The 24,058-nt window shown below is 38.5% G+C and carries 11 protein-coding genes and 1 pseudogene; 2 read left to right on the top strand and 10 right to left on the bottom strand.

Annotated elements, in window-relative coordinates:
• Window positions 1-135: 135 nt before the first annotated feature.
• The 8 genes and pseudogenes from RM541_RS11410 to RM541_RS11375 all read right to left on the bottom strand — a co-directional run bounded on the left by RM541_RS11410 (window position 136) and on the right by RM541_RS11375 (window position 18,406).
• Entirely contained in the window at window positions 136-1,986 is a 1,851-nt protein-coding gene (locus RM541_RS11410) for a right-handed parallel beta-helix repeat-containing protein (RefSeq protein ID WP_311500278.1), read from the bottom strand.
• On the bottom strand, window positions 1,983-6,185 hold the full coding sequence (locus RM541_RS11405; RefSeq protein WP_311500277.1) for a T9SS type A sorting domain-containing protein: 4,203 nt from the start codon (window positions 6,183-6,185) through the stop codon (window positions 1,983-1,985). Before RM541_RS11405 ends, RM541_RS11410 begins: the two co-directional genes overlap by 4 nt.
• A gap of 271 nt (window positions 6,186-6,456) precedes the next feature.
• Entirely contained in the window at window positions 6,457-8,013 is a 1,557-nt protein-coding gene (locus RM541_RS11400) for a DUF4957 domain-containing protein (protein WP_311500276.1), read from the bottom strand.
• Window positions 8,014-8,035: 22 nt separating this feature from the next.
• Window positions 8,036-9,829 (bottom strand): RagB/SusD family nutrient uptake outer membrane protein, encoded by a 1,794-nt coding sequence (locus RM541_RS11395; RefSeq protein ID WP_311500275.1) that lies wholly within the window; start codon window positions 9,827-9,829, stop codon window positions 8,036-8,038.
• Window positions 9,830-9,843: 14 nt separating this feature from the next.
• A complete protein-coding gene (locus RM541_RS11390) occupies window positions 9,844-13,107 on the bottom strand; it encodes a SusC/RagA family TonB-linked outer membrane protein (protein ID WP_311500274.1) in 3,264 nt (1,087 codons plus the stop codon).
• Window positions 13,108-13,457: 350 nt separating this feature from the next.
• Window positions 13,458-13,712: pseudogene (locus RM541_RS11385) on the bottom strand (transposase); the annotation flags it as partial.
• An 809-nt stretch (window positions 13,713-14,521) separates the two neighbouring features.
• Window positions 14,522-17,263, bottom strand: a complete 2,742-nt coding sequence (locus RM541_RS11380) for an outer membrane beta-barrel protein (RefSeq protein ID WP_311500273.1) — start codon at window positions 17,261-17,263, stop codon at window positions 14,522-14,524.
• Window positions 17,264-17,338: 75 nt separating this feature from the next.
• Window positions 17,339-18,406 (bottom strand): DUF1593 domain-containing protein, encoded by a 1,068-nt coding sequence (locus RM541_RS11375; protein ID WP_311500272.1) that lies wholly within the window; start codon window positions 18,404-18,406, stop codon window positions 17,339-17,341.
• Window positions 18,407-18,755: 349 nt separating this feature from the next.
• Between RM541_RS11375 and RM541_RS11370 the strand changes: the two genes are divergently transcribed.
• Both RM541_RS11370 and RM541_RS11365 read left to right on the top strand, forming a co-directional pair.
• Window positions 18,756-20,126, top strand: coding sequence for a sensor histidine kinase (locus RM541_RS11370; RefSeq protein ID WP_311500271.1), 1,371 nt, complete (start codon window positions 18,756-18,758; stop codon window positions 20,124-20,126).
• A complete protein-coding gene (locus tag RM541_RS11365) occupies window positions 20,095-20,775 on the top strand; it encodes a response regulator transcription factor (RefSeq protein WP_311500270.1) in 681 nt (226 codons plus the stop codon). Before RM541_RS11370 ends, RM541_RS11365 begins: the two co-directional genes overlap by 32 nt.
• A 1,032-nt stretch (window positions 20,776-21,807) precedes the next feature.
• Here RM541_RS11365 and RM541_RS11360 read toward each other — a convergent pair.
• Together RM541_RS11360 and RM541_RS11355 are read right to left on the bottom strand one after the other, a co-directional pair.
• Window positions 21,808-22,698: a porin family protein gene (locus RM541_RS11360; RefSeq protein WP_311500269.1), complete on the bottom strand. Its 891-nt coding sequence runs from the start codon at window positions 22,696-22,698 to the stop codon at window positions 21,808-21,810.
• Between the two features lie 40 nt (window positions 22,699-22,738).
• On the bottom strand, window positions 22,739-24,058 hold a 1,320-nt coding region (locus RM541_RS11355), incomplete at its 5' end, for a T9SS type A sorting domain-containing protein (RefSeq protein ID WP_311500268.1).

Raw genomic sequence — 24,058 nt, 5'->3', positions numbered from 1 at the left:
GATTCGCAGTAAACTTCATGAACTAAAAGGCGCCGTCTTGTGAGTTAATAAAAATTCACAAGACGGCGCCTGATTAAAACGAAATATGCTTTGTAACATAAGAATATTAAAATTCTTATTTTTAATTTATTTCATTTAAAACTCAAATGCTCCAAGATCTGGTGCTGAACCGTTATAAGGTAATCCTACATCTACTCCTGCATCAATTAAATCGCTATCAGATTTAAGATGAAAAAAGCTTACATTCGGAAGGCTTCCATCGGCATTTCTTGGTGCTGTTAGTTCAGAATAATCTATACTTACATAGTCATCCACTGAACTTTCAACTCCTTCCGTATCCCAACTATTATTAGTAACATCAAGTGTTGTAGCATTAATACTACCAACTTCTCCAAGCACATTACTGTTTTTGATTACGAGTTTCTCAAGAGAATTTGTACTACCAAAGCCATAATTGTTTCCATTATCATAGGCGGAACAATTATATAGGGACACATCTCCCCTGTTACTGTTATGATCAAAACCATCAGCTGCGTTTCCTACTGCGATACAATCCACATAAACTGCATTATGCTTTAGGTCCTTATCATCGCTTCCGCCGGTTTTAAAACCGTTACCATCACCTCCACTTGGGGAGCCATCCTCTAAATAGCCATTTTGGATAGCCCAGCAATTTTCATAAGTGGTAGTTACATTATCAGCTCCTCTTAAATAACCATCCCATCCGTCATCCAGGTTTTGCCATGCTCTACAGCCTACAAATTTATTTCCTGTACCTACGTTTAGTTTAGCTGCAAAGCCATCGGCGTTTTCAAGTGTGGAATCGGCATTAAAGAAGGAATCGCAATTCAGGATAGTGTTGTTAGCGGCACCATTATCTAACTGAAGACCGGTATCTGAACATTCAGAAAAGGTACAGAATTCAATCAGGTTTTCATGGCCTTCAATAAACATCCCGTTATCGCCAGCATTATATATATCGATCCCTTTTATATGCCAGTAATCAGCATTTAATTCTATCCCTCGGTTAGATGAATTCTCAGCCATCGAGGAAAAATCGAATCTTGGCCTGATTTCATCTTCAGGATGTGCCAATAAGGAAATCATATTGCCCTCACTACCACTGGTACTAATTTCTATAGTGGAATCAAACATATAATCTCCGCCGCGGATATAGATGTTTTCTCCCGGAACAGCCGCTGCAATAGCATCTAAAATTTCCTGAGAAGTACTCACTATTTCCCCTTGTACAGAAGAGGTGTTTTCACCTGTTCTGAAGGAGAAGGTATTGCTTATAGCTGTATTCTTACTATCTGTGGTTTCCACATGCCAGTAATAAATACTGTTAGGATCTACCTCTACTTCCATGGAAGTCCCGGTAATACCTTTCCATTCTTCTGGCGGTTCCTGATCGCCATCCACCGTATCTGAAAATAACGTATAGGTCAAAACATCCCCATCGGTATCAGTCGAGGCAGCTTCCCATTCTAAAGTCACTTTACCATCAACAGGGGACACCATAGCTCCGGAAGCAGGTGACATTAATGATGCAGGAAAAGGAACATTATTAGATCCGGGCTCGCCGGCTACATAAAACCGGTAAGGTTCTGAAGCGGTAGTTTCTTCTCCATCATTCTTGGAAACAACCCTCCAGGTATAGGGATTTCCCCTTTCCAGTCTAACTACAATTGCAGTAGCATTTAAATTAGGCCTCTGCGTAATCTCCTGGGTATTCAGATTTGTAATTACAAGATCATAGAAATCGGCATCACTGGCTTCACTCCATTCAAAAGCTACTTCAGCCATATTGGCTACGACATCACCTATTTCACATTCTGTATTATCCTGCGGAAGTGCCAGACTGGCCGCTCCCGGGACTGCATTATTAGTTACCCCGGCATCATCATCACTGGAACATGACACTGCTAATGCAGCCAAGACAAAGATTATGAGCGCTTTGTAATGTATATTTATAGAGTTTTTCATGATTTAATAACTTTTAAAGTTTTACTTACCGTAGCTGATTTCAATTGAAGGAAATACACTCCGTTTCTATAATTGGTCAGGTCAAGATGGATGACCCTGTCTGAAGGAATTTCCATTTTTTCTGAAATAAACTTCGTTCCACTAAGATTCATCAGCGATACATTTACATTAGTATCTGCTCCATTGATATAAACCTGAAGGTCACCCTTAGTTGGATTTGGAAACAGCACAACTTCTTCAGACATTAAAACTTCCTTGTAAAATGTGCCCTGACATTCAGAGTTTGTAGAAATTATAAATTTGTTCCTACCTTTTTCGAGGTTTAAGCTTACCCTGGATTGCGAAGTAGTGGTAATTTCACCATTATGTTCTATCGTGTAAACTTCAGCCCCATCCAGAGAAAAGGTTACTGAATTACTGGCATTGTTTATAGAAGAATAGGCCTCTAAAGGTGTTGGTCCTTCTACCGTCACATTATAACATTGCTCGTAATTGTCCTGTCCATCAACGGTTACACATAGCTCATAACTTCCTGCCGCAAGATTTTCAATATCTGCTGAAAATCCATTTGAAGAAGATAAAGTTGCAGTACCGGTTCCCGTACCAGATACAGCTACATTATACGCATAATTCGTATCTACTGCACTAATACTAATGTAGCCATCATCTTTTCCATTACAACTTACGTCATATACAGATATATTAAAATTATCTGCCGCAAGATCAAAAATCTCGCAACCAAATACATCTACAATGGAACCTTCAGGAGTATCCGGACAATCGTCCTCATAATTGATGATCCCGTCTTCATCATCGTCCTCACAGACATCTCCAACTCCATTCTCATTAACATCTGCCTGATCTGGGTTAGGAGTTGAGAGACAATTATCATCAGCATTCAGAATTCCGTCTCCATCAATATCTCCAAATGGCCCATCAGGTTCAGCTTCAAAAACGATATCACTTGTGCTTTCACCTGTTATTTCCAGCGTGTTTTCTGGAATATAATATCCATCTACACCTTCACTTTCAATGGTGTACTGAACATTTGGTTCAAGGTTTACAGAATAGGTTCCCGCATCTGTATCAATCATTGGCTTCGGAACATATAGTGCACCCGCACCCGGATCTGGAGTAAATGTTATGGCTAAATCTTCAATATTTTCATCCAGACCAACAATTGATCCAGTAACAGAATAAATTTCGACTTTTTCTATAGTAATATCATGGGTAGCTGTGCTTTCAGTTATAGTTACCGAAGCACCATCTGAAATTACATATCCATCAGCTCCTTCAAGAGCAATGTTGTAGTCAAAGCCGGTTGGCAATTCAATCTGGTAGGAACCATCGGTTGGTGTTAAGTTCCAGGTTTTACCTTCCTCAATTGAAAATACTATTGAATAATCGTCGGGAATTTCCGGCGCTTCAGTTAGATCTATATTTCCTGATAGGCTGGTATAAGTGGCAGGTGTTCTAATAATTCTGAAATAACTTGGTTTATCGGCCGTATCATAAATATGATAAGTTCCGCTTGCATTTGCCACAAAACTCACTTCCTGAAGTTCACCACCCACACTTACAACATCATTCTGTAGTTCAGGGTTTGCTGTATTCTCAAAGTAAAGCTCACCATTCCCATCCTGACCAAGCACCCAAAGAGTTACTTTATCATCTTCCTTTAGATCCAAACTTATAAAACGGTTGGTAGCACCTCTGGAATTGATATAAACCCTTCCTTTAAAATCTTCATATTCATCAATATCATCATCATATCGGGTAAGATTCAAATTGGTTGTTCTTAACCTATCACTTCCACCTCCGGTAAAACTAAGGTCACCAGCTGTGAAATCTGGCAAGGTATGGCCTGAGGTTCCCGGCGTGATCGATTCATCATACCAGGAGTTTATTCTAGCTTCATTCAGCATGTTGTTATATTGAGACTCGTCCAGTTGGGTTGCTCCAAAATCCCATACATCGGCCAGGCCTTCTACATATATTAAATCTTTTACAATATCGATATCATATGAAGAAGTACTTTCTGTTACTTCCAGACTAGAATTACTGTCGATAGAATAACCTTCAGCCCCTTCAAGAGAAACCTCATATTGATATCCAACAGGAAGAACTACACTATATGAACCTCCATTGGTAAAAGGAAGTTGCCATGTCTTCCCAAGTTCATTAGTGAATACGACACTAAAATCTGAGGGGATACCTTCAGCTTCTGCCACATTCACGTTCCCTGTTAATGTTGTATAGGTAGCACTTTTGCGTACAATCCTGAAGTAACTTGGCTTATCTGTGTCGTCATATATATGATAAGTACCTGCGGTTTTAGCCATAAAGTTGACTTCTGTAAGCTCTCCCCCCACAGCAACTACATCATTTTGAAGTTCTGGATCTGCTACATATTCAAAATGGATATTACCATTACCATTTTGAGTAAGTGTCCAAAGGCTAATTTCGTCATCTTCATTCAGTTCAAGGCTAAAATACCTGCCGGTGGCACCCGATGAATTTATATATAATCTTCCCTTAAAATCTTCGTATTCATTAATATCATCATCATAACGGGTAAGATTGATATTTGTGGTTCGCAGGCGGTCACTTCCACCCCCGGTAAAGCTAAGATCTCCAACCGTGAAATCGGGTAAATTAATGCCTGAGGTTCCCGGGGTTATGGATTCGTCATACCAAGAGTTGATCACCTCTTCGGATAATTGATTTTTGAATTGTGTTTCATCAAGCTGAGTAGCACCGAAATCCCAGACATCTGCCAGTCCATTTCCTGCAGCTCCATCCTTTTGAATCAATAGATTCAGAGCAGTATTTTCTGTAATCTCTATGTTAGAACTACCGGTAATTGAATAACCATCGGCACCTTCAAGAGAAATGTCATAGGTAAAACCTGCAGGAAGGTCCAGCGTATAAGCACCTTCAGAAACTGAAGAACTCCAGGTATCACCACTTTCATTGGTAAAAACTATGCTGTAATCACCAGGAATATCTGAGGCTGCAGTAACATCTACATTACCGCTTACCGTAGCATTGTTAGCACTTTTTCGTAAAATTCTAAAATAACTCGGTTTCCCGGTATCGTCATAGATCTTATAGATTCCGGAAGTTTCTGCCGTAAAATTTAATTCGGTAATTTCTTCTCCAACAGCAACTACATCATTCTGAAGTTCTGAATCTGAAGTATTTTCAAAATGAATATTACTGTCACCTTCCTGGGAAAGAGCCCAGATTGTTACTTCATCACCTTCAGTCAAGTCCAGACTAAAAAACCTTCCTGTAGCTCCCGATGAATTAATATAAACTCTTCCTTTAAAATCTTCATATTCATCAATATCATCATCATAACGGGTAAGATTCACATTACTGGTTCGCAAGCGGTCACTTCCACCTCCTGTAAACCTAAGATCTCCAACCTTGAAATCAGGTAAATTAACGCCCGAGGTTCCCGGGGTTATGGATGCATCATACCAGGAAATGATAATTTCTTCCGACAATTGATTTTTATACTCAGCTTCATCAAGTTGTGTGGCACCAAAATCCCAAGCATCGGTAAGATCACTGCCTGATTCTGAACTCATCGTATTACTTTCACGTACGATTCTAAAATAACTTGGTTTCCCGGTATCGTCATAGATATTATAAGTGCCGGAAGTCTCTGCCGTAAATTTTAATTCGGTAATTTCTTCTCCAACAGCAACTACATCATTCTGTTGTTCTGAATCTGCAGCATTTTCAAAATGAATATTACTGTCACCTTCCTGAGAAAGAGCCCAAATTGTTACTTCATCACCTTCAGACAATTTAAGGCTGAGAAACCTGCCTGTAGCTCCCGATGAATTGATATAAACCCTTCCTTTAAAATCTTCAGATTCATCAATGTTGTCATCATAACGGGTAAGATTTGTATTGCTGGTTCTCAGGCGGTCACTCCCACCTCCTGTAAAGCTAAGGTCTCCAACCGCGAAATCTGGTAAATTAATGCCCGAGGTTCCCGGGGTTATGGATGCATCATACCAGGAATTGATAATTTCTTCCGACAATTGATTATTATACTCAGACTCATCAAGCTGTGTGGCACCAAAATCCCAAACATCTGGAAGTTTTCCTGAGGTTTCTTGTGAATAGCCCTGTAAAACTCCCAGCAGGAGGAACAGGCCTAAGAATTGTAATTTTTTCATCATTCCATAAAGATTTAATTTGATTAAAAATGTATTTATATGAAGATTTAATCTTCCATGTAAGCTTTTAATTTACTTTAATCCAGGACCAGGTTTCTTTAAACTTGATCATCTATTGTTCCCTAGGCGCCTATTCTCCAATTATCCCAATAATTGTCCTTTTTTAAGATAAGCTTTTATCGAAATCCCTATTGCATAATAATTTTTAAAAATAAAGGGGCATATGTTCTTAAAACACATACCCCTTTATCACTATTTTAGCTTTAAAACCATATTATCTCCAGCGAGGATCGCCTATCTGATTGTCAATAAGTGTTTGATTTGAGATGGTAAAATCTCCTGATGATGGATCGGCAAATTCCGGATCTAAGTTGAAAAAATTACTATCATCAAAAATGTACTGAGATGTATCAAGAAAGCCAGGTGCGTTAAAGTAATTATTATTACTAAAATCTGGAGATTCATCTATTCCTTCCCTATCTGCATAACCTTCAGATTCAGTATTCGCAATAATTGTATTTCTAACGGTTACATCATTGGATACAAATCTTACATATAAAATCCTTCTACTATCGTCATCAGCAACTGCATATAAAGTACAGCTATCTATAAGTATATTGGAAGTTACGCCCGTGTCATTAGAGGTCCCACTGGCATCCATTCTTATAAAGTCACGTCCCGGAGCAACATTATAGAATGTACTTTCGATTAAATTTAAGTTAAGTACATCAGAATTCCTGAAATCTATAAAGTCCCCTCCTGAAGTAAAGATGTCGTAAACTATACTACTTTCAACAGTAAGTGTTTGCAAAATGGCATCAGTTTCATTACCGGCAATAAAGGAACGTCCATAATCATGGATGTTACAACCACTTATCAATAGAGAATTGAAATTTCCTGGACCAGTGTACCTTACAGCATCTGAAAGATCTGATGATCCTTCACCAAGACCCTGCAGGTCCAGATCGATCAATTCAACGTCATCAGCTCCGGCGACCAATTCGAAATTAAGTTGAAGAAGTGGCTTATCGAAACTTCTTAACCCTCTAATGGTTAAAGATTTATCCAAGGTTACCGTTCCAGTTTGGGCTGTATAATCACCCGGTTCGAGTACAAGAATGTCTCCTGTGACTGCATCTGTGATCATCTGCAACAGATCATCTTCCGGAGTAACTAGTTTACCATCTCCGATATCGATTCCAGTAGTAAAGGTTTTCACGCCTCTAATCTGACTACCGTTTAGCAAGGTGGCTGTATAATCTGTTTCTGAGCTAAGACCGGTCACAGTAGCGATTCCCGCGGCTCTATCTTCAGCAGTAATCGTATAGGTTATATCTCCAGGGCTTATACTAATTTCAGTAACCTCGCTGCCAGGCACCCATCTCAAGATGGCTTCACCAGACTTAATATCGCCATCTTCACCTTCAATAAAAATCTGTTCTGTCAAAGTTCGGGTCGTAGTGGTTGCCCATGAAGAATCGTCGAGTCCTCTATCACTAATGGTCTTTACCCTAATTGAATATAAAGTTTCACTTTCTAAGGGTACAAGAACCGGTAATTCATTCGGATTCACCTCAACCGTTCTTACAATATTGTTGAATTGTAATGAATCATTCGCAAACTCAACAATATAGCTGTTGGCATTTTCATTAACTGTCCAGTTTAGCTCTACATTTACCTGATTCCTTACGAACGCTGACAGATTTACCGGAGCGAATTCTCTGTTTACGGGAAGCTCTTCAATAAGTTCTTTATCATAGTCACAACCGGTAAAGGTTACCACCAGTAGAATAGCTATTAGTAAACTTTTAAATATATATTTTACTTTCATAACGTATTAATTAATTTTCTTTCTAGTACCCATAATCGTTTACTAATTGACCATTGCTGGCATCGATAAAGACCTGCCAAATTGGCCAAAATTGCCTATCGTCTGGATTGACTCCTGGTTTGTAAATTGTATTAATAATTTCATCTAATGGCTGATCCCAGGGAAAAGCGGAGTACTCCGGACCGGGATTTGAAGTTTCGCCTCTTTCCAAACCATAGATATCTATTGTATACCCATCTTCGTCATATCTAAAATATAATGTGGTAGGTACGTTTGCATAATCTCCGGTTCTATTTTGTAGATTGGTCAATTCTTCTTTTTCTTCATCTAATTTTTCACTTAGAAGATTCCACCTTATGAGATCCATTTTTCGATCCATCTCACCAGTGAATTCATATTTGTACTCTTCTACAATAGCATTGAACATTTCTTCTTTAGAACCAAGTGCATCCACATAAGCATCTACCTTTTCACTGTGCTGATCTGAAGGAAAGGCTCTTCTACGAATTTCTTTAAGATATGGTGCTGCTGCTGCCGGCCCCTCCAGTTCATTAGCCGCTTCAGCTGCAGTTAGTAGGATCTCGGCATATCTCATATAAATCCAATTTACTCCATCGTCATTTGTTGAAGTCACATAACGGTTCATCCATTCATATCTATATTTCCCAAAGTACCAGGTATCAATACCCGTAAGTTCCTGCTGAGCAATTCCATCCACTGCGGCACCCCATTGGTAAGGTACACATGTTACATCCCTTCTCATATCGCTCTCGTCGTAATCGTAATAAACTGTAGGTGTTGGACCTGCATCACCACCCCTGGGCTGACCGGTAAACTGATCTACACTATTATGGGGAACGGCGAATGAAAACAAAACCCTTCCGCGCCCATCAGCAAAAGGAATTTCCCATAAGGATTCCCCACCTGCATTTACATTTTCCTGATTAAATTTTTTCCAGAATCCTTCAAATGAAGGTTCAAGGGAAGCAGAACCACTATTAATGACAGACCTACTCTCATCCAGTGCCAATTGATACATATTCTGTACAGAAAGATCTGGGTCGTTACTTCTCCTTACCCCGTCGGGGTATTGTTGATGACCGGAGGCCACAAGAGCAAGTCTAGCCCTAAAGCCTTTTACAAAGGCTTTATTAATACGTTCTACGGTAGAAGTAGCCGGGCTTTCATTAGGCCATGCCACTAATGTTGAAGCTTCACCAAGATCAGCGATAAGGCGTTTGTAAATTGTATCACGACTTGTTTTTGGCAAATATAAAGTTTCAGATGTTATAGGCTCAAAACGGGCGGGAACATCCCCCCATGTCTTCATAAGATCTGCATAATACACGGCCCGGTATGTAAGTGCCGCTCCCAAAAGCTGTCCAAATTCGGTACCTGGTTCAGGATTACCAAAAGTTCTTAGACCTCGTATTACAATATTTGCCCGCTCAATCCCCTGATACATCATGGCCCAAGCGTTATTGTCAGTATTCATTCTGGAATTTCCTGGTTTCGCGTCGTAGTATAGTAAATCGGCATCTGAGCCTTCATTACCTGCTCGATAATGATATTCCACATCTGTATTAAATCCATAAAAAGGAATAAACCGGCCACGATACGAGTTCGTTTGACCCATAGGCTCGAGGATACCATCAACAGCACCTTTTGCTAAGCCCACTGTAGAAAAAATAGTAGATTCATCCAGGGTTGATTTTGCCGGAGCATCAAGAAAATCTTCATCTAAAAAATCTTCCTCACAAGATATCATCAGGCACGTCATAAAAAATATCGTACAGATTTTTATTAAGTTTTTCATTTTCATTAAATATTTTAGAAATTAAGATTTAAGCCAAATACTACTTGCCTGCTTCGGGGGAATGGAGAATAATCCACTCCCGGGGTAAGCGGGGTACTTCTCCTGGTGGACACTTCTGGATCAAGACCCGAATAATCGGTTAGGATAAACACATTATTTGCCGTTGTGTAAAATCTAAGTGTAGTAATATTATATTTAGAAAGAAATGAAGAAGGCAGGGTGTAACCCAAAGTAAGAGTGTTCAACCTAAGAAAAGAACCATCTTCTACCGCCCAATCACTAAATACATAACTTCGCATATAAGGAGACCACATCGTGGTATTTGTATTTGCAGCTGCTAGCGCATCTGGATCAGTTATAAGTTGACCGGTTTCAGGGTTTAGGTTCGTCCACCTGCTTCCATCTGCCATACTCGTACTTAAGTTTCGATACTGACTGTTTTCATTGGCTGTGGTGTATTGCACCTTATTAGCGTTATAAACATCGTTCCCCACGCTAAAATTAAAAGCTGCGGAAAAATCAAGGCCGTAGGCATAAGCATCCAGCACAAAACCACCGGTAAAATCTGGATTGGCATCCCCAATAATGGAGTTATCATTAATATCCACGACTCCATCGTCATTAATATCCTTTAACTTCAAAGAACCAGGCATTACTTCACCAATAAGTTCACTATTATCTACCACGTCTGGTTTTAGCGTATACTCATTTGTCGTGGCATCGAAATCAAAATCTGATACTTCATAGCGCCCATCATTTTGATAGCCAAACATCGCCCCTACAGGTTGTCCAACCCATACAGCATAATCACTTCCAATTTCGGAAGAGGCCCAGCCAGAATACTCCTGATAATCTTCCAGAGAACCTAAGGAATTAATCTTATTCCTGTTTGCAGATGCGTTTAGAGATAAGTTTAAACCATAGTCTGCCTTTGCAATTGCGTTAATATTTATTGAGCCTTCTACACCTGTGTTTTGAATCTCTCCAAGGTTTCTGTACTGAAACTCATATCCAGATCCCGGGGTACGAAATGCAAGTAATAGGTCTGTAGTTATATTTTTATATGCTTCAAAACTACCATTTAAAATTCCGCCAAATATATCAAAGTCAAGACCAACGTTCTGTGTTACCGTAGTTTCCCATTTTAGGTCCGGGTTGGCCAAGACCCTAGAAGCAGACCAATAAGTTGGGATTTCATTAAGATAGGTCGTTGTGTTTGATTGAAAGCTTTGCACGGTTTGTCCCGCCGGGATATTATTGTTACCAGCCTCCCCATAACTTAACCTCAACTTAAGGGCATCCAACCATTCCACGTTTTTTAGAAAATTCTCCTCTTTTAATTTCCAGGCTACCGCTGCAGAAGGGAAATATCCCCAACGATTATCACCAAGAAATTTACTGGAGCCATCTGCACGGTAAGTCGCTGTAACTAAATATTTACTTTTATAATCGTAATTAACACGTCCAAAGAAAGACAATAGCTTATCATCAGGTCTATAGAAATTATCCACGCTTTGTGGTGTTCCCTGGGTAGTTAATTTTCTTGTGGTTTCAAAACCAAAATCTTGAGGAAAACCCTGAATTTCAGAAGTTTCATCGTTATCCCGGGTTACAATCATCTCCTGACCCAACAGCAATTTAATATTGTGATCTTCATTAAGGAAATTATTAAAATCGTAATTGAATGTATTGGCATTCCTAAAACTTTCACGCTTTCTATCGCTATAAACCAATGAAGGCAAGCCTTGATTTTCTGCAGATGGTCTATTTCTTGAATAATAAGTAGAGCGTCCGTAATAACGATAATCCTGATCAATACGGTTGTCAAGACCAAAATCAGACTGAAACCTTAGATTATCTATTATATCCCAGCCAAAACTTCCCAACATATTAAAATTCTTCCTTAGCTGCTGTCTTTGATTGTCAGCAGTGGCCACAAAAGGATTAACCAAATAACCGGCTAAAGCTTGGTCTGTGTTTGTGGTTGTAAGTCCGGAAATTGGGATTGGGGAATATTGGACACTATATTTTAATCGGGAATCAGCAGAAGAAATCTCATTTTGCTCATTAGTTCCACCCCCGTGAATCTCTGTATCAGAATACCTTATTGTAAAAGACAAATCTACCTTCTCGCCAGGTTTACTTTTAAGAGCCAAAGACAAATTATCCCTTTTAAAATCTGAACCTATCATTATAGTGTTTACATCATAATGAGCATAATTAAAGTTGAAGCTGGCTTTTTCCGATCCGCCCCTAATTGCTACATCATGACTCTGGACTTCGCCCATATTACCGTAAATCTGTTTTTGCCAGTTATTGCCCTCCTTACCGACATATTGATCATAATCCTGCCAAAGTCCAAAATATCTTTCATATGAATCCAGGTTTTCCGGATCATCGAGCAGTGCATATTCATATTGCCATTTAACGAAATCCTCCGGATCTAGAACATCAAGAGTATTTGCAATCTTCTGAAATCCATAAAAAGTATTGGCATTCACACTGATTTTCCCGCTCGTTCCGTCTTTTGTAGTGATAATTATAACTCCGTTAGCTCCTCTTGAACCATAAATAGCGGTAGAGGAAGCGTCTTTGAGCACTGAAATACTTGCAATATCTGTAGGGCTAATATCGCTCATGCTATTAACAGGGAAACCATCAACAATTATCAATGGCGAACTATCTTGGGTTAAAGAACCATTACCTCGTATCCTGATATTAATTTCAGCATCTGGCGAACCTTCAGTGGAAAGCACTTGCACCCCAGCAAGTCTCCCTGTCAGGGTCTCTGCAACGCTAGATTTTGCCTGCTCGGTCAAGTCATTTCCAGAGATAGAAACCACTGACCCTGTTAGGTCTGATTTTCTGGTAGTACCATAACCTACCACCACGACCTCATCCAAAGAATTTGAATCTACCTCCAGTGATGCGTCAATAACACTTCTCCCATTTAAATCAACCTCAAGAGTTTGAAATCCAACATAACTAAAAACTAAAATAGCATCTTCACTTGAAACCTGCAGAGAATATTCACCATCAAAATCTGTCACGGTTCCGTTAGAAGTTCCTTGTTCTAAAACCGTAACCCCGGGAAGTGGGCTTCCATCATCTCCAGCGATTACTGTTCCCGTTATCGGGGTAGTTTGAGCAAAAAGGGGATTACCTGAACCTATAAGAAAAAATACAAGTAAGATCACCAAAGATATACCGTTATGCTTCCCTTCCGAAAATGTAGTCCTACAAAGACAACATAATTTGTAGTGTAATTTTTTCATCATAAATACTTCATTTAAATAATGTGAATACGTTTTAGTCAAGGTCCTTTGGTCGAAAACGATTTCGTTAATTGTTAAATAAATTTTAATACAACTCGATAATACAGTCTTTCACTAAAAAAAGCAGAAACAAATTTATAAACCTTTAACAATGTAATCGATTACGTAAATATATTCACAAATTATCAATAACAAAAATATTCTTAAAAAAAATTTAATTCTTTTCGCTTTATTTATTACCTGCCTCGCGTTAAACCAAGATTAGGGTTGAAAATAGTGGAAACACAAATAATTAATAGCTTTCTAGAAATGCGCTTAATTTTCTATCATTGTTATCTATTTTCCATAAGAGGTTAAAATTTGAGTTCGATTAAAATAACCAGCTTTTGTTTTTGAAGAGTCTGAAATTTGATTAATGATTTTTTGGGCAGGAAACTGTAAGTTATTTTCCCACGGATAAGGTTTGTCATAAAGTTGCCGAAGCTTCTGTGCCTTAAGAGCTCGATCTGGTTTATATTTTTGCTTTCATCGTTTGCAGTCTCTATAATAGAACGCTTTCTCAGCAGTATTTTGTCCGAGAGTGTCATCAGTGAATTCTTCATATTGTTCGAACACCTTTTTTCGCTTTATGCGATTGTTCTTACATAATGCACCTTCACATAATACTGATAAAAATGATTGAACGCCCTGAAACCGCTAAACTGTAAGATAATGGCAATGGTAATGACTTTAGAGGGGTTGCCTAATAAGTGGTTCTCGTTGACTTGATCATATTCTATGCAAACTCGTCCACAAGACAAAAAACTTGGGTAATTATATAGTAGATCATTATAAGCAGTTTACTAGTTAAAATTATAATCTTAAGAACTTTAGGTTTATAGAGTACAAGGGGATCCCTGTTGCCTACCGCTTTTCGCATTCGTGTACCATTGCCCCAGACTGGTTCATCTTTTAGGAGTAGATGGGTCTGTATGTCTATACTGGAAAATGATTTTTTGAAGCACCACTAAAAAACGAGGTTTTGTACCAGATAAAAAAAGAAAACTTTATGATTGCATCATCTTCGCCATTGCGGAGGGAGACTAACTATATGTTTCTATTTGTAATGGACTTATTGTAATAGATTAAAGGATCGGGAAGATTAGAAATAGCCTCCACATTGGATTCGTCAGAATTAGTTGCACTAGCATCCGAAGGATTTCCAGAAGGTCCTCGTCTAAAAAATCAATCTCTGATTTTTCAGCATATAAAATAATTCATTGGCAATCCTAACCCGCAGCTCCTAAGGAAACAATTCTTCAATGGATGGAGGAAAAACCCAAGCCTTCTTTTAGCCATGTCCTTTAAATTCGACTTATTTATTTTACTTTCAGTACTAAAGTATAATGCACTGTACCCTTCCCCTGATTTTAAGTTACTATTCCATAGAGTTTCTACCTCCAATGTTGCTAAGTTTATAGGTGAAACTGAACATTGCGTAGCGGGTTAAGATCAAACTACTGGAATCCCGGATGTAATCTTCTTCAATAATCCTTCTTGTTTCTACATTTTGATCCAGCAGATCATAAACCTTTATCTTTACCGAAGCATCATCTTTTAAAAATTTATAGCCCAGGCTTAAATTCCACAAAATTATGGAATTATCAAATCCCGGTGCCACGTTTTCAAGGTAACGGTAAGAAATATCATTGGCAAAAATTAGATCTTCAGGCCAGTAAGTGGTGAATTCTAAACCGGCGCTGTGATTTATAAACTTCTGATTCCTGTCACTGTTAATATCATATATTGAGCTTTGATAGGAAAGTTCATATTCGGGATTTATTTCCAAAATTTCTTCGATGGAATAGGTGAACCGTAAATTCGGACTAAAGGAAAACCGCTCCGCCTGAAATTTTGTAGCATTTGTAAAACCCAGGTTTTTGTCGTAAGATCCGTTTAATCTTACTCTAAATCTGAACTGGCTGATTTCTTTTTTTATTTGCTTACTGTAGGATATTCCTGCATTAGCATTCATGCCCCCGTCAATATTGGTGAACCTGGTGGTCCTCACCAGGTTATCATTAATGGTTGTTACGGAAACTACATCGTTCTGAATTAGATTGAAAGATATCCAGCTGGAGATCCCGCTGCGCGTGTCGTAATCATAATTACGATATCTCAAATCCATGTCGTGGGTATAGGTAGGCCTTAAATCGGGATTCCCTATAATAATATCAAGAGGATCGGTGCGGTCCACCACTGGCTGAAGCTGTCTTATGGAGGGAATATCTGCTTCGGTTTCATAATTTATAGAATAGCGATCTTTTCCCTCCTCCTCATGTTCAATTTCTATTTCCAGGTTTAAATTAGTGTAGTTGTTTTGAAGGAAAGTCTCCTGGAAAAGGTTAGTATTCTCCAGTTCGGCATATAAAAGACCAAGATCAGTCTCAATTTCCCAGGCATCTTTTTCATATTTAAAGCCAATATTCGGGGAATGTCTTTTGCTTAAAACTTTAAAATCATTACTTAACAATTCATTTATTCGGGTGTAATCGGCAGCGTTTTCTTCATCAGATTCATAGACATATCTTTGATTGGTCGCGTAGCTGTAATCAAAGTCATAGGAAGCATCGAGGTCAAAAAACGGAGATAAGGCAAGGCGGTACCTTACTTCAGCCGAATATTGATCTTCCTTTTCTTCTTCATCTATATATTGGTCCTGTATGGCAATACTGTCGTTATCTTCCAGGAAGAAAATGCTTTCTGAATAGTAAACATTCTCGTTTTTCTCTCTTTCATGACTATTTGAAAATTCTAAATGTAAGAAAGAACCATTAGCACCAAAGCGTCTTGTAAAATCAATTTCATTATCCAAATCCAAGCCGTTACCAGACTCATTTTCATCGGTTGTAGTGTTGTTAATGAGATCTCCATCTTCATTTAAAGATTCGGAAAAACTCTCGCTGTAAGATTCTCCAAAATTGGTATTTAGATCAGATTCTATGGAGAGCCTAGTTAGCGTATCAAATTCTATTTCAAATTCCACATTAGCACGGTGACTGTCATTGAGGTTATTGCTCTCCCTTTCAGAATTTTTGAAGTATCTGGAACCGGGGATTAGATATTCAGTTTGGGTGGCAGAGCGACGTTCGGTATCATTCCTTCCGTAAAAATAGTCTCCGCTAGCCTCCACTTCTTCAACCCCCCATATATTGTTCCATTCATTGGCAGCATTGATACCGGCAGATTCAGATTTGGTGATCCCTCTTCCCCCGTCATTTCTCACAGCACTGCGCCCCATCATACCAAAGGTTTCGTCGTAGCTAAAACCTGAGCTGTTAATATTGTTGGAACTAGCCAGAATACTTGTCCTGAATTCATCATTGAAATAATTGAAAATTCCGCTTGCTTCATATCGGTCATCCGTGCCATAGCCGGCCGTAGCACGGGCAAAATATCCTTTATTTTTATCTTCTTTAATGGTAATATTAACAGTTTTATTGTTGGAGTCTCCCGATTCTCCGGTGAATTCCTGGGATTCGGTTTTTGTATCGGTGATCTGGATTCTATTGATAATCTCCTTCGGAAGGTTTTTTAGCGCGATTTGCGGGTCATCTCCAAAAAATTCTTCTCCGTTCACAATGATTCTCGAAATTGGAGTTCCGTTGATGGTAATATTCCCTTCACGATCTATCTCCACACCGGGAAGTTTCTTCATTATTTCTTCCAAATTGGCATCCGGCCTGGTTTGAAACGAATCTGCATTAAATTCTGTTGTATCTTTTTTAATTCTTACAGGAGGATTTGTTGCGGTTATCATCACTTCTTCCAGTGTATTTTCCTCTATTTTCATCTTTATCGTCCCAATATTCACCTCCTTCTTTATTTTTAAAGTAGATTTATAAGGGCTAAAACCTGCGAAGGAAACGAAAAGATTTCCTTTATCTTCGGAAGTGGTGCCCTTTAGTTGAAATTCACCATTTTCTTTCGAAAGGGCGTAACCTACCATGGCGCTGTCAGTTACTGTTTCCAGGTGAATGGTCGCAGATTCCAAAGGTGCTCCTTTCTCGTCTAATATTTTCCCACGGATTGTGATCTCCTGAGCAAAAACAGAAGATGTGAAAAATATGGCAATTATGATGGTTCCATGAACAGCAAGAAAATTCTTAATCCATTCCATGAAATGACGCTTTCATTAAATATTTTAACATTATATATATTTTTCAAAAATAAAAAATACTTGTCCTAAGCCAATTTATTCAATACACCAGTCTGCCCGTTCCTTGAATTCGGCCTGATAGTCATCTTTCCATTTTGAAATAGTAGACGCACCAGGTCCATCCACCCAGTGGTTCGTACCTTCTTTGCGAACATATGCTCCGCCCCAACTGGGTTGACTTGGGTCTTCAGGATCATTAATACCCCGATTGGCACTGATCAGATGCAAAAAAGTGGGCGTGTCTCCCTCGATAACTCCGGGGCCCGCCATGGCTTCTGGCGGATAGATGGCACAAAGCGGCCCATGATTGTTGATAATGTTCTCCTGGGCCCATTCTTTACTGTCACTGTGAAACATACCATGGTATGTTTTCCTGGATTCGATAATAAACAGGTCCGGGAATTCGTTCATGAGCCATTCATGCGAAGCATCTTGACATGCGATCAAGTAGACTCTTAGCTTGCTGATAAAAGTTTTCAGTTCCTCTTCGCTTCGCGTATTCCTGACATCCCAGATGGCCTGGGCAATTTCTCTGGGGCCACCCCATACACCGATCCATATTGGCCGTGAATCGGGCTTGTCGGCAGCGGCGATGATGGCATTTGAAGCTTCACTACTTTTACCCTCTCCAATTATATCTTCAACGGGTTGTTTGTCACATCCCCATTTTATTTTAATACCGTTGTTATTGCCCTTGCCCTCATAGGTAATGGCCCGAAGGGCATCGGCCGTAGGGTATTTGGCATCGTGCTTTCGTAAATTTTCGTCAACCTTATCGTATTCATCAAGAGCGGCCAAGATATTTTCCTTTTCCGCAACCATATCAAATGTACCGGCGGATGCAATTAACCCCTCCACATCTAATTCATTGGAGTAAAGCAAGAAACGAACGATCGACTGCACGTCATCAGGGTCACTATTGGTCACCGGAAATGGTGGAAAGTCAGATGTAATGATAACGCGATAACGCTCATTGGCGGTAGTTTCAGAGGAAGTCGGTTCCTGGGCAGCTAAGGGTTTGCATGCCATAACGGCAACCAGCGCAAGAAGTATAGTTTTCACATAGATTTGCATTTCGATATATTTTAAGTTAATATTATTCAATGTAAGTTATGTTTTTATTGCTTCGTTATTAGGATTGAACGGATTCTCCAGACCTGCTTCTATAAAATCGGATATTTTTCTTTTAGTGCTATTAAACTCGCGCTTATCAAGTTTATATCGACTTCCATCCTCCCCACTCCCGGATTCTTAAAAGCATTTAATCCATTAGCTTCAATCCCCAGAATATCTAAATATTCAGAACCCAGCGAACCGTTCCATAGATCAAAATAACCACAGAAAATAGAGCTAATGGGCTTTGAAAGGGTTAATTTGCCTAAAGGAAAGGTTAAGAAAGTTAAGGAAAGGTGAAGCGGCTATAAAATCCAACATATTTTAACTATTATTATGTATGATTAATAGGTTCTTGAATAAGTGGATAGATTTTGTTAAGGATCATATCTATATAATAACTATACTCATTTTTGTTTCTTTAGTGGGCCTTCTGCTTGTTCAGTACCATCTTATTAAACTGGAAGTAGATATCCAACAGCATAATTTTAATGAAGAAATAGATGATGTTCTATTGGATATGCATCATAGAATAGAAGATGATGAATTGTTAAGTAACCAGGTTATTGATCTGATTGGCAACAAGGTTAAGCCCGTATCAAAAAAAGATTCCATTGAAACAGCGCTTACAGATGAAATTCGGCATTTTACTGACAGTATTATGACTAAAAGGGGCGTTGGTTTTCTAGATTACGATTTTGCCTTTTATCAGCGCTATGAAGATACCATTGTCTTTGCTTCAGCCAAAGAGATCAAACAACCGGATGTTCAGGAATATTCCATCAAAGCCGGATGGAGAATTAAGGAGATGTATGGAGAGGGTGTCTTCCGTTTTGGTCTGGTTTTTCACAACAAATCCCTATATATACTTTACCAAATATATTCTATTCTTATCATTACGATAATTTTGATAGTTATTCTTCTAGGTAGCTTTTTTAGTACCTTCTTAGTGTTAAAAAAACAAAAACAGTTGTCAGAATTAAAAACCGATTTTATCAATAACCTAACCCATGAACTTAAAACCCCTATTTTTGCTTCTTCTATCATCTATAAAATAATCAAAAAAAAATATTCGGAATTTTCTGAAAGTGAATTGAAATACAACTTAGCTCTTTTAGAGAAAGAAAATCACTTACTAAAAAGTAAAATAGAGAAAGTATTGGAATTGACGGATTTGGAAAGGACAAATCCGGATGTAAAACTTGTGGTTATGGATTTACATGAAACGATACGTCAAAAAAAAGAAATATATAAACTTATTATTGAGTCGGCTTCGGGTACACTTTCCTGTAACCTGGAAGCATCTGATTTCTTAATTTTAGGAGATTCCGTCCACATTGCCAGTATTATCGACAATCTTTTGGACAACGCCATTAAATATTCTGAAAATGGACCTAAAATTTCAATTTCTACTTCTAATTCCGAAGGTGAAATTATCCTTAAAATTACAGACAAAGGCATAGGAGTAGAGGAAAAAAATTTACCATATATTTTTGATAAATTTTATAGGGTAAGCCATGGGGACCTGCACAATATTAAGGGTTTTGGTTTGGGGTTGAGCTATGTAAAAATGATGACAGAAATTCATGGAGGAAAGATAAATTTTCAGAGCAAAAAAAACCAGGGAAGTACGGTCACAATTATTTTTCCCGTTTACACTAATAATAAAATTAATATAGATGAATCCTCGAATCTTATTGGTAGAAGATGATCAGACCCTTGGATATGCTCTAAAGACCTATTTGGAAATGAATAATTTTATAGTTTCCTTAAAAGGTGATGGCCTATTGGGACAGAAAGCTTTTGAAAACGAAGTTTTTGACATTTGTGTTCTGGATGTAATGATGCCAAAAATGGATGGGTTTATGCTCGCAACTGAATTAAAAAAATTAAATCCTGATATTCCCATTATTTTTCTAACGGCGAGGTCGATGAAAATTGACAAACTTCAAGGCTTTCAAAAAGGAGCAGATGATTATATTATAAAACCAGTTGATGAGGAAGAATTGGTTGCCCGGATAAAAGCCGTTTTAAGAAGAAGTCAGCAACAAATTAATCAACAAACTACCTATAAAATAGGTGTCTTAGAATTTGATTGGGAAAGTCGTAGGTTGGTTTCCTCTAATGAAACCATTATTCTTACTGAAAAAGAAGCTGAATTACTGCGCCTTTTATGTCAAAAAAAGAACCGGTTATTGAATAGAAAACTGGTTTTACGAGAACTATGGGGAAGTGCCGATTACTTTAACAGGCGTAGCATGGACGTACACATGTCTAAATTGCGGAAATATTTAAGGCTTGATCCAAAAATAAACCTTATAAATATTCACGGAAAAGGATACATATTGGAGGATTTATAGAGGGAAGTCTAAAATGAATCCTTCAATTAAAGTAATTGGAATTTTACAAACTCCCTTAACTATGGGGCACCAATTTTTTCAGGAAGGAAGACCTGACAAATCATAGCTTAATCGTCAATTACATTCCAAATAAAAAACCGCCTCATTTTAGTAAACGAGACGGCTTCTTTGTCGGGATGACAGGACGCTTATAAGGCTCTGAAACCACCTGTATTTTCAAGGGTTTTCGTGAATCCGATTTTTTGAACTCACGATTAACACACATTAGAATTAAAATGTAGTAAAGTAATTGGATATCTGTACTCTTTAAAGATAAGGATTTTTTCATTTATACATTTTCTTCCATGTACAACAGAAAAAAAATCTATTTTATTTCGTGAAAAGTTCATGTGAATTTTCATCTCTGAAATTTTGGTGTTCAATCTTGCTAAACTAATTCCATTTCTATTCAAGAGGGTAAAAGAGAATAAAAAAAATTCAAATAAAGAGGCTAGAGTGTATATAATTCTAATTTCAGCTCTATTCCTGCGGTTTCGAAGCGCCTCCATATAGCGTGCACCAACCTAGGCACCTTAATCTTAACCTATTAGGTTCCATGGATAGAAAAAGGACAAACTCTCCAGGATGATCTTCAGTTAATCATATCGTTTCCTTTACATCAGGTGAACGGTATAAAAGTGATATATCCTCAGCACATTCCCTTTCATTCCGCTCCTCTTCATTTCAGGGATGGCCCTTCGTTAAAAAAGATCATGGACCCATACCGTAAATTCTTCGTAATTTCTTTGTGCTATACTAACCGCTTTTTTCGTTACAATCCTATCACCCCCAGAGCGCTCCATGGGCTTGCCCCGGAAAAAATTTACTTCGCCCCGGAAATATCCCAGAGCCGGTTCAAAGCTAGTCCGCCACTAGTACATTAAAAGTCCACTTTTTGGACTAGTTAAATGTTTAATAGATGAATTAGTTATATAAAAAAACAACCTCTTTATTTTAATAAAGAGGCTGACATTAACTAAATTCCTACCAGTGTTAGAACTGAAGTGCGTATTGGATTTTCAGGCCAAACGCCAATGTCTTTACTTCTTCCACATATTCAGTAGAGTCAGTATTATTTGCCGACGAAAGTAGACTTCTATTCATGAAATTCGTTGGATCTTCAGTATTGTAGGCAATAAGATTCTGCTGGTTTTGTTCAGGCTTTACATCCTTTAGACCATAGTCTATGAACAAGCCCATGTAAAGAGCTTTATCATTTTCCAGCATAAATTTGACTCCTGCTTCCATATTTAATATGAAATTGGTTCTGAGTCCTAGTTCTGATCTTGATGTATCCATAGAACCAAATTCTCCAAATCCGGCAAATCTTGGATTACGAAGTTCTGCATCATATTGTTTATAGTATCCACTGGTTGTTAAAGAAGAAGCCTGTGCTTCGTATTCTGATTGAAGAACAAAGCCTGCTTTCAAACCTCCTGCTGCATAGAACCTGGTGATTCCCTGGGTTTCGTATTGAACCTGAAGAGGTATGTTCAGGAAATATGCATACTGATACTCAAAGAAATCTTCAGCGCGGTAGCGAAACTCAAATTCTTCGCCTTCCATATCTAAGGAGGTGTAAGCATCTTCTATAGATGAAAGGTAAGCAGAGCCTTCGGTGTACTGAAGCTCGGCACCTGTACCAATACTCCAATAATCAGAAAGATAGTAAGAGTAGCCTACACCAAAGTTTAATCCGTTTTCCATATCGTTTTTCTGCCCTAGTACTTCATAGTCAAGTTTAGAGAATAAGCCCTCGAGGGAGAAAGAAACTTCGTTTTTAGATTGAGCATGGGAAGTCCCTATGGCCCCGGAAATCAGCATGACCAGTAATAACCTCACTTTTGTTTTGCTCGGGTAAATATTTATATTATTGATTTTCATTATATTTTATTTGATAGTTTAAATTACTGCAGTGGTTGAATTAGCGGACAATAAATTTCACAGAATTATTGCGCTTACTTGTTCTTATGCTGAGAATATAAACCCCTGCCTGCATGTTGACTGGTAAATCAATCGTGGTGATTTTCCTATTTGAACTTAGTCGTTTTACAAGACCTCCGTTAAGCGTATGTATTGCAAGTTCCATTGTCTCCAATTCTTGTTTAGGATAATCAGCAAAAAGCTCTAATGATTCTCCTGCGTTCACTGGGTTGGGAGTTAGTACTACCTTATACGAACTTCTAAGTTGAATGGAAGTGGAGCAGGTTCTTAGTACTTCTCCATCTTCTGTTGTCATTTCTACAGAGTAAGTACTCTCAGAATTCAGCTGATCGCTGGCATTATCACCTTCAGAAAAATATTGGTCTGTTCCAACTAATAATCCATTTTTAAACCATTTGTAGCTCACGAATTTATAGCCACCATTGGTTTCCGGATTGTTGTTCACAAGCAATACGTTATTAAATTTCTGAACCACGATATCTTCAAAATTGAAGTTCTTTTCGATGGTGATATTGTAGGATCTGGTGATACTTCCATCTTCTGGAGTTACAGTGACAGTTTGATAATAAAATCCTGGAGCCGGTGTTGCTATTGTAAAGATTTCTTGCTGGTCTACTGAAGAACCAGGATTTGGTTCCAACTGAATTTCAACTTCATTTTCTTCACCACTGCAACCAATGAGATAATAAATCTCAGCGGAAGGATTGGTATATGTAGTACCGTTAATAACAACAGTATCTAATCGCCCTTCGCTATTGCGAACCGTGAGGAGCATGGTAACAGGCGCTGCCGCTTCATAATTATTATTTCCTTCCTGAACTGCGGTAATGGCTATTTGCCCTGCCTGCAATAATCTTACAAAACCACGTGGCCCAACTGTAGCAGCAGGATTTTCTGTCTCATACGTATAGGTGTAAATAACAGGTAATCCGGAAGTAGAAGTCGCCATTAATTGAAAATCATCGCCTTGAAGGCTTCTGTCTGCAATTTCATCAAAAGTGATGTTCTGTGCTGCCTTGTTGATCAACAGATTGGCAGTGAGCACTTGATCTGCATACCCAGGCTGGCTTACAGTAGCAGTTACTATATAGGAGCCGGCGTTAATTTGACCATTATCGGCATACGCTACGGTAGCACCTTCTGGAAGGCCGCTGACAGCGATGCTGTGTGCAGTGCCATCATAAGTGAAAGTAGCGCCTTCAAAAGCCAATCCTGTGATTTCTGCGTTTTCGATCACCAAAGACACTTCTTTTGATGCAGCCAAATAGTTGTCAGTTGCTTCGGAAGTCACAGTAACTTC

This window comes from Autumnicola psychrophila, from assembly GCF_031846645.1.
Classification (GTDB): Bacteria; Bacteroidota; Bacteroidia; order Flavobacteriales; family Flavobacteriaceae; genus Autumnicola; species Autumnicola psychrophila.
Note: the sequence above shows the minus strand (reverse complement) of the source record. Positions and strands in the feature narration are given on the sequence as shown.

Bases quoted from the DNA above. Each gene is read 5' to 3' on its own strand.
- RM541_RS11410 (WP_311500278.1), bottom strand. From the start codon at position 1,986: ATGAAAAACTCTATAAATATACATTACAAAGCGCTCATAATCTTTGTC.
- RM541_RS11405 (WP_311500277.1), bottom strand. From the start codon at position 6,185: ATGATGAAAAAATTACAATTCTTAGGCCTGTTCCTCCTGCTGGGAGTT.
- RM541_RS11400 (WP_311500276.1), bottom strand. From the start codon at position 8,013: ATGAAAGTAAAATATATATTTAAAAGTTTACTAATAGCTATTCTACTG.
- RM541_RS11395 (WP_311500275.1), bottom strand. From the start codon at position 9,829: ATGAAAAACTTAATAAAAATCTGTACGATATTTTTTATGACGTGCCTG.
- RM541_RS11390 (WP_311500274.1), bottom strand. From the start codon at position 13,107: ATGATGAAAAAATTACACTACAAATTATGTTGTCTTTGTAGGACTACA.
- RM541_RS11380 (WP_311500273.1), bottom strand. From the start codon at position 17,263: ATGGAATGGATTAAGAATTTTCTTGCTGTTCATGGAACCATCATAATT.
- RM541_RS11370 (WP_311500271.1), top strand. From the start codon at position 18,756: ATGATTAATAGGTTCTTGAATAAGTGGATAGATTTTGTTAAGGATCAT.
- RM541_RS11365 (WP_311500270.1), top strand. From the start codon at position 20,095: ATGAATCCTCGAATCTTATTGGTAGAAGATGATCAGACCCTTGGATAT.
- RM541_RS11360 (WP_311500269.1), bottom strand. From the start codon at position 22,698: ATGAAAATCAATAATATAAATATTTACCCGAGCAAAACAAAAGTGAGG.